Genomic DNA, 14126 nt, shown 5'->3' on the forward strand with positions numbered 1-14126 from the left:
TGAGAAGATTCATGTGGCACATTCGGTCTCGAATGTATTACTTTAAAGCATGGTGAATTCTTTCTTATAATATAAGTAAGAGATAAATGAAAGGAGACGAAATGAGTGGGAATCCTATTATTAGTCATCATAGTGGCAGCAGTCGGCTTTGCCATGTATCAGCGTCGTAAAAGAAAAGAAGCTGAAGAATTAAACAGACAGAATTGGGACTACATTGATGCTAATGAAGTTGACCAACGAATGAAAGAGAAAGGTTACAGTGAACAAGAACGACGTCAACGTTTCGACTATGCGCGTCAACACAATTTAATTGGTAACAACAATATGATGAGCATGTTGATGTTTACAATGTTAATGAGTACTGCTTTCAGTGTGGGTTTACCTCTCTCTGAGAATATCGCACATGCAAAAGAGGAAAATGACGATCATGATAATGACGACGATCGTGATTCAGATGATCACGATGATGATAGTCATAATGACCATGATTCAGACGACCACGATGATGGAGATCACGGTTCAGGTGATGACTCTGGTAGTACAGGTGGCGATCAAAGTGATGATGGCGGCCTCTTTGGTGGCGATGACGGTGGTCTCTTCGGAGGAGATTTCGGCGACTTTGGAGACTTCGGTGACTTCTAATTTATTGTAGTAAAGATCAGTACAAATCGTTACAGTAAATATGGTTTTGAAATCCATTTTTTCTTCAACATCGCATATTCCAAAGTTAAGCTAGACACATAAATAACAAGAGGAGCATCAATATGGTTTTTAATAAAATTAAATGTAGTAACTGCGCTAAAGAATTAGACAAAAATGACAAAATTGCTATTTTAACTGGAGTAAAAGAATTAAAGGGTATTACAAATTTGAAGAGTTGGGCACAAATGCAAAAAATTATATGCAACGATTGTTATAAAAAAGAAGTATAAGACTGTATCTTTTGAATTAAATCAATTACTATGAATAAGATTAATTACTGTAGATTAAAAAGCCTAGGATAGCTCGCAGACATGAGGGTTCTGCGCATCCTAGGCTTTTGTGTTATTTAAAATTTTCCAACCTTATTTTGAGTCAAAGTAATAGAATAAACGATCGAACTGTAAGTATAAATTACTTTCTGCACGTGAGAAGCTATGAACTGTAGCGATATAAGATTTATGCTTCTCCTGTTTCAATCTTCCAACTTTCAGATTGATCACGAATACTTAGAAAGTCTCGGTAGATACCATGTTCTTGCATGAGTTCTTGATGCGTTCCGCGTTGTACAATTTGTCCTTCATCTAAGACGATGATTTGATCAGCATTCTTGATAGTATTAATCTTGTGCGCGATAGTGATCATCGTCTTCCCTTCACTCAAATGATCAATGGCACTTTGAATTAAGTGCTCGTTCTCTGGGTCAATGCTTGCTGTAGCCTCGTCAAAGATGATAATAGGCGCATCTTTTAATATCGCTCTTGCGATAGAAATACGTTGTTTCTCTCCGCCTGAGAGATTATTCCCTTTCTCATTAATCACTGTTTGATACCCTTGAGGTAAAGACATAATAAAGTCGTGACACTGAGCCTGTTTAGCCGCTTCAATAATATCACTTTTAGTCGCATCAGGCTTACCAAAGAGAATATTATTATATATCGTATCATTAAACAGATAGACTTTCTGAAATACCGTACTGATTTGCGACATCAATGATGGAAGTGTCATTTCGCGAATATCGATTCCGCCTACCTTAATATTGCCCTTGTCGATATCATAGAAGCGCATCAGCAAATTACACAACGTCGTCTTCCCGCTACCCGAAGGTCCGATGATAGCAAGAGAGGTACCTGGTTGAACTTCCAAGGTCACATCATTAATCACCTTTTTATTGGAAAATGAGAAATCAACATGATCAAACTCAATTCTGTGTTGTTGAACAGCAATTTCATGACCACCTTCATCTAGAGTAGGCGCCTCTTTAATTTGTTGTAAATCTTCTAGCGTGACCGCAATCATTTCTAATACATGAGCAGCACTATTAATGTGTTCAATACTTTCAAAAATGATAAATGAGAAGATAGAAAGCATAATTAACGTCGATAAATCAATATGGCCATTAAAATACAGCATTACAGCACAAACTACAATAAATACCGAAATTACTTTCAAACTTAGCAGATGAAGTAAATTAAACGGTGTATATTGCAATTCCACTTTAGTATTTACACGCTTGCTATTATCAACTGCTGCATAGAAACTTTTTAAACTTGTATCTTCTTTTGCGAAAGTCTTAATTACCTTAATACCTCTAATCATTTCAATAACTTTTTCAATCAATTGATTTTGTTGCTGATGATATAAAGACGCATTTCTCTTACTCATTCTTTCTAATAAATAGATACTTATGAGCGATAAGATAACGCCTGATAAAGCAACAAGCGCTACTTGCACAGATATAGTTAACAATGAAAGTATTAATACCGAAATAAGTATGTAACCATTGATGACGATATCTATCATTTTCATCGTATAATTTTCAAGAAAAGTTAAATCTGTGGTAACAGTTGTAGTTAAATTATTTGTCGTTTGGTCATCGAAATACCCTAATTTAACCCCTTTCAACTTTTCACCGATCTTCAAACGTTCATCAGCTGTCATCTCATACGCAATACTTTCATGTAATCTACTCTTTGCATATGTCATCACAAAACGACCAGCGACGAGAAAGATCATCGCCAAAAAGATATTGAAAATCTCTTTATTGCTAATAGTTTCTTGTGACATGATTCGCGCAAATACTTGGGCAGCTAAAAAAATGGGTAACGCAATAAGAATTGAATTGACAAACGATAGCATAAATCCTGCAATCATTCTTCCTTTATATGGTGCCATCCAGTGTAGTATACGAAATGTAATTCTAAACATTTGTGAGCTCCTTTCATGGTGACTTAGTTACGAAGACACACCCCAATTTCTCGAATCGATATGCGTTTGCCACATGTGATGATATAACCCTTGCTGTTCGATTAACGCTTTATGTGTGCCTTTCTCAAGCAGTTGTTTCTCTCCTATAACGAGAATCTGATCTGCATTTTTAATCGTTGAGAGTCGATGTGCAATAACGATAAGTGTCTTGTTATGCGTTAAACTCGCTATCGCTTGTTGAATTTGTTGTTCGCTACCTGGATCAATATAAGCTGTAGCTTCATCAAGAATGACGATAGGTGCATCCTTTAACAACATTCGCGCAATAGTCACACGTTGCTTCTCTCCACCCGACAATTTATCACCAACTGACCCTACTACCGTATCGTATCCCTCTGGTAACACGCTAATGAAATCGTGACAATAAGCTAACTTCGCCGCATGGATCACTTCTTCATCTGTAGCTTCAGGTTTCCCTAATTTGATATTATCTTTAAAGCTTAAATTGAGTAGAAAGTTGTCTTGATCAACAAACCCAATGAGCTCATTAAGATCTTTAGGTGAAATATCTTTAATGTTTACACCACCAATGTAAATATCACCACGAGTCGTGTCCCAAAAGCGTAATAGCAATTTCGCGACTGTTGATTTACCACTACCAGAAGGCCCTACAAGTGCTGTATAAGTTCGTTCAGGTATTTCAAAAGAAAGGTGGTTAAATATCATATCTTGTTCAGTGTTATGGTACGAGAAACCCACATCTTTAAAAATAATATCTTTAGTCTGAGGAAGACTTGGTTGCTGAGATTCTGGCAATTCATCTATCTCTAAAATAGTTGTCACATCTAATATGGCGTATTGTATAGATTTAATTTGATTAATGTAATTAGTGAAGTTTCGAATAGGTGCAACTACACCGAGAGATAGTACTAAGCAGAGAAAAAATTGAGCGTTATTAAGTTGATGTACTGAAACCAAATACATTCCCATAGGTAAGACGCCTACGAATGTCGAAGGTAGTAAGCTTAAGCATAAACTCATGTATCCCCAAGTATCTCGAAACCAATTGAGTGTATGTGTCTTGTAATTATGTACAGCATCTCTATACTTTTGATAAGAAGTCTGGGACTGATTAAAGGTCTTAATAACTTCAATCCCTTCGATATATTCAACAATAGAACTATTCATGTAGTTACTCGATTTCACTTGGTTATCATAGGTTGCATCGAACCCAGACATCAGCCGTTGAAATGCGAATAGTGATAGAGGTAGCATAATTAATAGCGCGAGAGCTATTCTCCAATCAATAATGATCATAGAAATAAATATCGCTAATGATAGAAGAAGATTACCAATGACTTCAGGTATCAGGTGCGCCAGTGGCAATTCAATCTTTTCAACCTTATCTACAAACAAACTTTTGAGTTCTCCAATATTTTTACTTTCAATCACACCTAGAGGTAATCGCATCAGTTTCTGAGCGAGTCTTACTCTAATTTGACTTAAAATGTGATAAGCGGAAACGTGTGACAGTACAGTTGAAGCTCCAAAGCTGATTATTTGTATAATATACGCACTAATCGCAATCACAATGTAGATTTTAATCTCGTTAAAACTTCGTGCACCTTCAATAATTTGCAATATTAAGCGATAAATCGCCCAATAAGGGATAAGGCCAGCAAAAACACTTAATATAGATAGTAATGTAGAGCATAGTAACCTTAATTGACTCCCCTTACTAAATTCCCATAAGCTACTCATCCAATGTCGATGATTATTCATACAACGATCGCTCCTTTCTAAGATGTCTCCTTTTACATATCAATTATGAAAGATCTATATACTTTAACTTTATATTGTTCAATATGTGTAATTTAACTATATACTAATTGATAACGATTATCAATATCATGCAAAGATATTTATTTCCCCCGCTTTTACCCCTCTCGATTTAACGTAAGTCTCCTAGTAATCCTTAAACCCAAACAACACAAAGCAAGCCCTCCAACAATTGAAATCAACTGTTGAAGGGCTTATCACCTATATCATATATTATTTTTTCTTCTCTTTACCTTCTGGACCAGACTTATAGTTGTAATCTGATGGCTTAATCTTGTCGAAATCCGGATTGTCGTAGAATCTGAACAAGTCACCATTTAAGACGTTGTCACTCATTTCAAGGTTTTTCACCGTTTGGTTCTTACGTTTGTCGAAGTCTTTCGGTTTCTTAGTTAACGGTTTGTTATCTTTATTAGAATAAATACGACCATTCACGTATTTGTAATCTTTCGTAACGAAGTCACCATTTCTGAATGGCACGGTATCGTTATGATCTTTAGATAACATATCAGTACCCATCATGAGGTAGTTATCTGTTTTAATGCCTAGTAAGTGTAACAATGTTGGCATAACGTCTTGTTGTCCAGCATACGTATGGTCAACTGTTCCTTCTTTACCAGGAATCTTCAACCAGAAACCTGTACGGTTCAAGTCAGTAAATTTCGCTGGAGTAATCTTTTCACCTAACAGTTTTTCCATCGCATTATTATGGTTTTCAGAAATACCGTAGTGGTCACCGTAAATCATGATGACAGAGTCTTTATAAACACCTTTTTTCTTGAGATCATTAATAAATTGCTCTAATGATTGGTCAAGATAATGTGCAGTTTGAATGTAACCATCTACAGTTGAATCGCCTGTATTCGGTTTATCTATAGACGCATCTTGTTCTTTTAACGTAAATGGATAATGGTTCGTCAACGTAATTAAGTGCGTATAGAATGGTTCATTCTCTTTAGAAATGTAATCTGCTGACTTTTTAAAGAATGGCTTATCTTTCAAGCCTAAGTTCTCCAAATTGTCTTCAGACATATCATAGTACGTTGCATCATAGAACTTATCGATACCGAAATGTTTATAGATTTGGTCACGGTTCCAGAATGTCTTGTAGTCCCCATGCATTACGCTCGTAGTATAGCCTTGTTTCTGATGGAGAATAGCCGGTAACGACTGATACGTATTGTCACCTTTCAGTGAGTACGCTGAACCTTGAGGTAAGCCATACAAGCTGTTATCCATAGTAAACTCAGAGTCTGATGTCTTACCTTGACCTGTTTGGTGGAAGAAGTTTGGATAATATCTAAAATCTTCGTTTCCTGTTGATAATTTATTGATAAATGGTGTAACCTCTTGACCATTTACTTTCTTATTCACTAAGAATGTTTGGAAACTTTCTAAGTGAATCTTAATGATATTTTTCTTCTTCGCAGCACCATAATACTCAGGATTAGGTTTCGTATTCTTCTGTTTCGTATAGTTTAACACTTTCGTTAAGTCGTCTTCGTTAGCTAACGCTTTCTGTTGATTGTTCTGAATTGTCTTCACGCCATCATAAACAGTGAAGTTATACGGTCCTAAATATTTTACTAAATATTTATGGTCAAACGTACGTGTTAATAATTCAGGACGATTAGATTCTGCAAAAGCTAAGTTTAAGAAGAATAGTGCAACAGCAGCTGCCATTACAACAGGTACAAACTTTTTACTAAATGCGCGTTTATCTAACCATTTATGTTTAAAAATTAAAATAAAAAGGTAAACGATAATATCGATAAAGTAAACAAAGTCGTACCATTGGAAAGAAGCACCTACTGCGCCACCCATAGAATCGACGTTACTGACTTGGTTTAACGTACTAAATGTTAAAAAGTCAGAGAAGAATCTAAAGTAAACGACGTTCGCGTATAATAGGAAAGTCAACAAGAACCCGCCTATAAAGATAAACCAGTATGCTTTCTTACCTTTGAAGAATAAGAAGATACTCAGTATCAACGCGATTAAACTATATGGATTCATTAATAATATTAAATTCTGTACTAATCCTTTCACACCTAAAGAAAAATCAACGTAGTATGAAAAGTATGTTTTTAACGTAATTGTGAGTACGGTTAATAGAAAAAACGCAAAAAGAGACAATTTCTTTTTGTGCAGGCTCATGTTTGTTCCCCCGATTATTTAGATCTGAATATGTAGGTTCATCTATTTCCCTTACATACCATCTTTATACTAGTTCGTCATTGTTATCCAAAAGCCCGATAAGGCAAGCACAAGATTTTCAATGCATAGACTGTTGATGGTCGAGTAACCCTTCAAAGCATGCCATCTTATACTTTTATTTCATTTACAACTTCGAGTTTTCAGAAATAGCCTAAAACTCTCTCATTTTCTTATAAAACGTTATAGGTGTCGCTTACCTTCTCATAGTCATAAGCGACAACATTGACTTATTTTCACTAAATTTTTCCATTTCATCATTCTCTTCATATGACTTGATTAATCATCCAATCGAGCCCAAAGAGATAGTTCAGTTTAATAATATATAGCAAATTATAGCAAATATCAAGTAAAAAGTGACTTTTACAAGCCACCCTACTCAATTTAAAAGTGCGACATGACAGAGATGACGCCTTATTCATCTTCTTACCTAAGAAACATAGGATTACTAAATTATAGAACGTTTCCCATCATAAATCATCAGACTTTAGGCCGAAGTTAAATTCAGCTCTACCTTAGTCTTAAAGTACTCGCACTTCGCCTCGCTAATCCAATCCATCCTCATGTTTGCCTATTTCAACATTTCTAATTGCATGCGATATTCAATAGCATGGAACAACTGATTAAGCCAGTTACTATATTTCACGAGATTCTTCTCAGCTGTTTGAACGTCGATAAATTGGAACTTCAAACGTGTTCCTTGATGTTTCTGAGCTAATTTCGACAGGTGATAGCTCGCAATCGTACCAATCTGCGGATAACTGCCCAACGTAAAGTGATCATTAAGCAAGATGATAGGCGTTCCATCACGTTTCACTTGAATCGTACCTCGCTTCACTGATTGATGACGTGGCATATCATCATAGAAAGCTTGAACAGGAGTACCTTCAACCAACATTCCGATACGGTTGGCTTTGCTCGTCACCTTGTACTCGCTCGTCGTGAAGCGTGTTAGCATCTCTTGTTCAAAGTCCTCTGTCCCCTTGTTCGGAATTACGTGGAAGACATCTGAGATATAGTTAAATGACAACGCATAACCATCGACACCCCAATCCGCTTGATGTGTCTCTGCCAAATTCTCAAAGAGTTTATGATGTCGTTCGGTATAATCCCGTTTCATATTAATTTCGTCACCTTTACGCAATGCACGACCATGATGGCCACCAATTTGTGCTTTGAAGTCAGTAGAAGCAGATCCGAGCCAGTCGTCTAGTTCAAATCCTCCACCGATAGCGAGGTATAAACGAGAGGTATGACGCGTTTCGGTAAAATGTAAGACGTCACCCTTATCGACGAGATACAGTTTATTAGGATAGATTTCCATATGTTGCGTTGCTGCTTTGAAATTCCCACCGCAAATCGCAATTAACGTGGGTTCGGTAAAACGAATACTTGCCATTTGATTGGTCATTTCTAACGTTGCTTCACCTTTATCATTAGCGACGAGACGATTCGCAATTTCATGGGCAAGCGTATCCATTGCACCACCTGGTATCACACCATTATGTTCGTAACCCTGTCTCCCGAAATCTTGAAAGTTGGAGAACAAGCCTGGCTCTTCAATTATGATTGACATGGTTGATACCCTCCTAGTTCAACATCTTCTGGTCGTTGTGCTTTAAACTGCACGCTATCCCCTAGCTTTAAAGATGTAAAGTCACTTTTTGACGGATCAAAGAGGCGCAGTGGCGTGTAACCGATAACTAACCAATCCCCGTACGTATCCGTCGTAGTAATGCCTGTCTTTTTACCTTCAATAATGACTGAACCCGCTGGAATAAAGGACTTCTTCTTACCTGTATAATTCACGTATAATGACTCATCCATACCTGTGAGATACGGAAAGCCAGGTGAGTAGCCCATCATTGAAACGAAATAAGTAGGTGCTGTGTGACGTTCGATAAATGTCGCCTCATCAATTTGATAGTCCTTTATGAGCTCATTCAAATCTGGTCCGTACTGCCCACCATAAATGACCGGAATTTCATTAATGACGTCATCATGATTCTCATACTTGATTTCTAATTGAATCGATTCGACTAATTCTTTCATATATAAATAAGGCGAAGCAATGTCATAATGTTTAATCATATCTCGCGCATCATAACAAATCATCATGTCAGATTCGGTTGGTACAATTTCAGTAATAAACGGATAATTTCGCGATAATAAATACTTTCTTAAAGCGAGTAAATCTTCCGTTAGATCTTTCGAGACTTCCTTCTCAATTGAGACGACAATCGCTTGGTCTCCTTGACTATATATCTTCATTTGCTCACCTCATTATTAATTATCACTCATGGTAAAATAAGCCCAAACCTCGAACGATGAACTTCACAATTTCTTGTACTAGATAATAAATGACAACACTCTCTACTATCAGCATCACAACTATAATCACTTGTTGCATGACGTAAGATAGATGTTTCTGATACCGTTTAATAGCACAATACGTTAACACTACGATAAGCACAGCACACAACAACCAGATGATGATCATTCACTCGCCTCATTTATTCTAAAATCATGTCCTACCATAAAAAATGTTCGCCTAACTTTGATTCATATCAGGCTTGACGCTTCTATTAAAACTAACTTAACTTGTGTCATCTTATTCTTACACTATTTTATAGATGAATGTCGACCTCGGCAACCTCTCGCAAGCTATTAATCATGTATACCTTGATCTGTTGCGCTCGAAGTTTCTCGATTAACTCCGCTTTCTGATAGTTTCTTATCTGCAATTTCCCAGTTGCTAAAAGTTCTCGACGTTTACATCCTTCCAATAAATCTTCGTCATTTGCTGGCGTGTACCACTCACCCGCTTCTTCAATAACGACATTACCGATATCAAATTCTAACACCTTGCCATCTGAACGGTAGAGTAGAATCAAATCCGTTTGATGATCATGTTCTAAATGGCTTCGATCTGTCGTTTTATGCGTCACCACAGATGGATCGACGGATGACTGACTGAGCTTAAACCGTGCACTAAAACGAGATTTAGTCGGTAATTCTGCAATTTCTGAAGTCACTTCTCCTTGGGCATCCACTCGTACTTTTAATCGCCATACCCCATTGGGATAGTGCGACATTAAATGGTCAATTTCTCTGTGCCATTTCTCAGGGTCGAATTGAAAGTTCAAATCATCACATGCGTGTGCCAATCTTTCATAATGGTAACTTAAGCGAGGTATTTGCCCGTCCTCTAAACGCATCGTTTCAAATAATTGCATTATAATTGCTCCAATATCTTCGTTTTATCCTTAAACTCTTGAACCTCTTGAACAGGGTCTGAATCAATCGTAATACCAGCACCTACACCGTAACGTGCTTGCCCATTCACATATTCCACCGTTCGAATCGGAACATTGAAGATACTTTGCCCGCTCGGTAACATCAGGCCTAGCGTACCACAATAAATATAGCGTGGTGTTTGTTCTAAATCGGCGATGTAACGCATCGTATTGAGTTTCGGTGCACCTGTGATTGAACCACATGGGAAGAGCGCTTGAAAGATTGTGTTCAGCGAAGTCTCTGACGTCACTTCACCTGTTACCATTGAGGTCATTTGATACACCGTTTCGTATGCCTCAATCGCAAATAAATGATGTACATCGACACTATCTGTTTGAGCAATACGCGCAATATCATTTCTTAGCAAATCAACAATCATGACGTTCTCCGCTTGGTCTTTCTTCGATTGCGTAAGGTGTTGATAGTTCGCCTCATCTTCCGCTTCATCTGTAGCACGCGGCGCTGTCCCTTTCATCGGTTTACTTACAATTGTATTCGGCCGTCCCCCGAAGCTCCCTTTTTGGAAAAAGAGTTCTGGCGAGAAAGACGCAACTTTCACTTCATCAGTATCGAAGAGCGCCGCATAATTTCCATGCCCTTTCGCTAACAAGGCATAGTACAAATCTGCAATAGGCTGACGAATCGCATCAGTTAAACGGGTTGTATAGTTCACTTGATACGTATTTCCTTCGACAATCGCATCTTGTACACGTTGAATATGGTCTTGCATCGTTTCATCACTCAACTGAAATGTGAACTGCTGTTGAGGTTCATGCGGCGCGGTCTCAAATTCCCCGTCGTAATATTGAATGCTATCAAAGATGTAAGCAGCCGCGTAGACATAGTCTTCTGGTGGCGTCACTGTCGTCATCTCAGGGTTAAATGCACGTGCTGATTCGTATGGTAGATAGAGTGCGACGTAATAGCCTCTCTTCTGCATATATTCAGCAAAGCGCACCACTTCTTGCACTTCCGAAAGTTGCATCGCGATACGTTTCGTCACAAACTGTTCAAGCGACGCATGATGCGTTTCAAAGTCATCTGGGTTCACGTAATACCGGTAGTTAAATTGGATTTGCATGACGTTCTCCTACCTTTTCTAAAAATAGCTGTATTTGTGCACGGCCATACTCACTCAAGATGGACTCAGGGTGATATTGCACACCGTAAATCGGCAATGACTGATGCATCACACCCATTGGAATCCCATCCTCATTCGTCGCACACACTTTCAATGGTTCAGTTACATCGCCTGCCATCAACGAATGGTAACGCATCACGTGGAAGCCTTGACTTAACTGTTCAAACAGTCCTTCATTATCATGCGTAATCGCTGTCGTGTGACCATGAACAGGACGGTCACTATGTATGATTCGACCACCATAGTAAGCAATCATGAATTGAAAGCCGAGACACACACCGAGAATGGGTATCTCTGTTTCATAACGCTGAAAAATATCATAGAGCTGCGGATAGTCTTCAGGTCGACCTGGACCAGGTGAAATAATTAACCCCGTCGGATTGAGCGCTTCGAGTTGTTCGACATTCGCTTCAGTACTACTGATGACTTGTATTAACGCCCCTAACTGTTGTTGAATTAAATCTACTAAATTATATGTAAATGAATCTTGATTATCGATCATGACCAGCATATATGCGCCTTCTTTCCATCCCCATAATTAATTCACTTACCTTTATTATCACAAATCTGTCCTTGATTTTACAATACAAATATATTATTCTTGTGAACGAACATAGCGCAGATTAACGCCAATTAAACAATATGAATACTCACAGAGGTTCCTAGCTTATAACCCTCTATAAAAAACTAGACCCGTGATGACACGTCTATCTTTTTTATAGAGATAGGCGTTTTTTTATGAGGTCATAAGTGGGAACGCAAATTAAAGGAGCGACTTACGTAATGACTGAACAAACTTTAGACAAAGAGAAAGCCATTGTCGTGTTTAGCGGTGGCCAGGATAGTACGACATGTCTGTTCTGGGCTCAGAAACATTTCGAACATGTCGAATTGGTTACTTTCCAATATGGACAACGTCACGACAAAGAAATTGAAGTAGCGGAAGCGATTGCGAAAGAACAAGTACTGAAACACCATGTGCTCGATATGTCCTTGTTATCACAACTCACACCTAACGCACTTACGCAACACGATATGGATATTGAACAAGAAGGTGACGAGATGCCAAATACGTTCGTCCCTGCACGCAACCTGCTCTTCTTGTCCTTTGCAGGCGCCCTGGCTTATCAACTCAATGCGAAGAATATCATTACCGGCGTATGCGAAACGGACTTCTCTGGCTATCCAGACTGCCGAGACAGCTTTATCAAATCAATGAATGTCACGCTCAGCTTATCTATGGATAAAGATTTCGTTATTCACACGCCGCTGATGTGGTTAGATAAAAAAGAAACATGGGCCTTAAGCGATGAACTTGGTGTCTTAGACTATATCCGCCACAACACGCTGACTTGTTACAACGGTATCATCGGAGAAGGATGTGGCACTTGCCCAGCTTGTCAACTTCGCGCACGTGGCTTAAATGCCTATCTTGAAGAAAAAGGAGAGAAATAAGATGTTCCAACAAATGTATCCTTCAATCAACCATAAATACTCATTTGAACTTAATAAAGACTTCAATTTCTCTGCAGCACACTATATTCCTAGTGAAGATGCTGGCAAATGTATGCGAACACACGGACATACTTATTTCGTCAATTTAACCATCGTCGGAGATGAGTTGGATCACAACGGTTTTTTAGTTAATTTTAGTGAATTAAAGCAACTGGTACACGGTCAGTTCGACCACCATTTATTAAACGACCTACCCGCATTTGAAGGTCAAAGTCCTTCTACTGAAATTGTGGCTCAAACGGTTTACGACATGGTTCAAGAACATCTCGACCAACGTGACAATCAACCGAAATGCGCGCAAGTATTCGTGCGAGAAACGCCTACAAGTTACGTACGTTATATCGCGAAGGAGTTTCGTCATGGCTAAGATTCCTGTATTAGAAATATTCGGTCCTACGATTCAAGGTGAAGGCAAAGTCATTGGACGCAAGACGATGTTCGTCCGCACTGCTGGATGTGACTATCGTTGTGACTGGTGCGACTCCAGCTTTACGTGGGACGGCAGCGCTAAAGATGAGATTCGCATGATGACAGCAGAAGAGATCTATGCAGAGTTAAAAGAGGTCGGTGGCGATTACTTCAATCACGTCACAATTAGTGGTGGCAACCCTGCTTTAATCAAAGCGATTCAAGATCTCGTCGACCTCTTTCAAGAAAAAGGCGTTTACACTGCACTCGAAACTCAGGGCAGTAAGTATCAACCATGGATGCGTCAAATCGACGACTTAACAATCAGTCCGAAACCACCTAGTTCAATGATGAAACCAAACCTCCCACTACTGGATGAGGTCATCGAACAATGTGTACACGACACACTCAACTTGAAAGTCGTTATATTCGAAGAAGCTGATTTCGACTTTGCGAAGATGATTCACCATCGTTACCCATCTATCCCGTTCTATTTACAAGTGGGCAATCCTTATCTTGAAGGTGAGCATGTGGATAATCATACTTACAAACTTCTCTCGCTATATGAAGATCTCGTCGACCGTGTTATGAAGAGTAGCGAGATGAATGACGTGTATGTATTACCACAACTCCATACGCTGCTATGGAGTAACACGAAAGGTGTGTAAGAATTCCATCTTTGAAGCGCTAGTACAAGGAGCCCGCTGTTAGTTAATCACAGGCTGAATGCTCGAATAGCTCATCAGAGCCAAAATAAAAAAACAAAACAGTTCATTTTAACTTATAAGAAGTGAGACGTGTTCGC

Annotated in this window: 13 protein-coding genes; 5 read left to right on the top strand and 8 right to left on the bottom strand. The window is 38.5% G+C overall.

Going from position 1 to position 14126, the window contains the following annotated elements; genetic code table 11:
- Positions 1 to 105: 105 nt before the first annotated feature.
- Entirely contained in the window at positions 106 to 642 is a 537-nt protein-coding gene (locus HMPREF2802_RS06625) for a hypothetical protein (protein ID WP_070503183.1), read from the top strand.
- Between the two features lie 122 nt (positions 643 to 764).
- Positions 765 to 932: a hypothetical protein gene (locus HMPREF2802_RS12145; RefSeq protein ID WP_176744777.1), complete on the top strand. Its 168-nt coding sequence runs from the start codon at positions 765 to 767 to the stop codon at positions 930 to 932.
- 226 nt (positions 933 to 1158) lie between these two features.
- On the opposite strand, the gene HMPREF2802_RS06630 is transcribed toward HMPREF2802_RS12145, so the two are convergent.
- The 8 genes from HMPREF2802_RS06630 to HMPREF2802_RS06670 form a co-directional block, all read right to left on the bottom strand.
- Positions 1159 to 2907, bottom strand: a complete 1749-nt coding sequence (locus HMPREF2802_RS06630; protein ID WP_070503184.1) for an ABC transporter ATP-binding protein — start codon at positions 2905 to 2907, stop codon at positions 1159 to 1161.
- Between the two features lie 27 nt (positions 2908 to 2934).
- The gene (locus HMPREF2802_RS06635; protein WP_070503185.1) at positions 2935 to 4689 is read right to left on the bottom strand and encodes an ABC transporter ATP-binding protein; all 1755 of its coding nucleotides are present in this window, start codon (positions 4687 to 4689) and stop codon (positions 2935 to 2937) included.
- Positions 4690 to 4959: 270 nt separating this feature from the next.
- Positions 4960 to 6903 (bottom strand): polyglycerol-phosphate lipoteichoic acid synthase LtaS, encoded by a 1944-nt coding sequence (gene ltaS, locus HMPREF2802_RS06640; RefSeq protein WP_070503186.1) that lies wholly within the window; start codon positions 6901 to 6903, stop codon positions 4960 to 4962.
- A 628-nt stretch (positions 6904 to 7531) separates the two neighbouring features.
- Positions 7532 to 8536, bottom strand: a complete 1005-nt coding sequence (locus HMPREF2802_RS06645; RefSeq protein WP_002471775.1) for a 5-oxoprolinase subunit C family protein — start codon at positions 8534 to 8536, stop codon at positions 7532 to 7534.
- Entirely contained in the window at positions 8524 to 9231 is a 708-nt protein-coding gene (locus HMPREF2802_RS06650) for a 5-oxoprolinase subunit B family protein (protein WP_049409758.1), read from the bottom strand. The genes HMPREF2802_RS06645 and HMPREF2802_RS06650 overlap by 13 nt, the downstream gene beginning before the upstream one ends.
- A gap of 356 nt (positions 9232 to 9587) precedes the next feature.
- Positions 9588 to 10196 carry an aminotransferase class IV gene (locus tag HMPREF2802_RS06660; protein WP_070503188.1) on the bottom strand — a complete coding sequence of 203 codons (609 nt, stop codon included), beginning with the start codon at positions 10194 to 10196 and terminating at the stop codon, positions 9588 to 9590.
- Positions 10196 to 11338: an anthranilate synthase component I family protein gene (locus HMPREF2802_RS06665; protein WP_070503189.1), complete on the bottom strand. Its 1143-nt coding sequence runs from the start codon at positions 11336 to 11338 to the stop codon at positions 10196 to 10198. The genes HMPREF2802_RS06660 and HMPREF2802_RS06665 overlap by 1 nt, the downstream gene beginning before the upstream one ends.
- The gene (locus HMPREF2802_RS06670) at positions 11322 to 11909 is read right to left on the bottom strand and encodes an anthranilate synthase component II (RefSeq protein WP_070503191.1); all 588 of its coding nucleotides are present in this window, start codon (positions 11907 to 11909) and stop codon (positions 11322 to 11324) included. Before HMPREF2802_RS06670 ends, HMPREF2802_RS06665 begins: the two co-directional genes overlap by 17 nt.
- 272 nt (positions 11910 to 12181) lie before the next feature.
- On the opposite strand from HMPREF2802_RS06670, the gene queC reads away from it, so the two are divergent.
- Genes queC through queE form a run of 3 tightly spaced genes read left to right on the top strand, consistent with a single transcriptional unit; the run spans position 12182 to position 13989 of the window.
- On the top strand, positions 12182 to 12853 hold the full coding sequence (queC, locus tag HMPREF2802_RS06675) for a 7-cyano-7-deazaguanine synthase QueC (RefSeq protein ID WP_070503426.1): 672 nt from the start codon (positions 12182 to 12184) through the stop codon (positions 12851 to 12853).
- A gap of 1 nt (position 12854) precedes the next feature.
- Entirely contained in the window at positions 12855 to 13280 is a 426-nt protein-coding gene (queD, locus tag HMPREF2802_RS06680; RefSeq protein WP_049409749.1) for a 6-carboxytetrahydropterin synthase QueD, read from the top strand.
- Positions 13273 to 13989 (top strand): 7-carboxy-7-deazaguanine synthase QueE, encoded by a 717-nt coding sequence (gene queE / locus HMPREF2802_RS06685; protein ID WP_070503193.1) that lies wholly within the window; start codon positions 13273 to 13275, stop codon positions 13987 to 13989. Before queD ends, queE begins: the two co-directional genes overlap by 8 nt.
- Positions 13990 to 14126: the final 137 nt, after the last annotated feature.

The sequence above is a fragment of the Staphylococcus sp. HMSC071G07 genome (assembly GCF_001811435.1).
Classification (GTDB): domain Bacteria; phylum Bacillota; class Bacilli; order Staphylococcales; family Staphylococcaceae; genus Staphylococcus; species Staphylococcus pettenkoferi.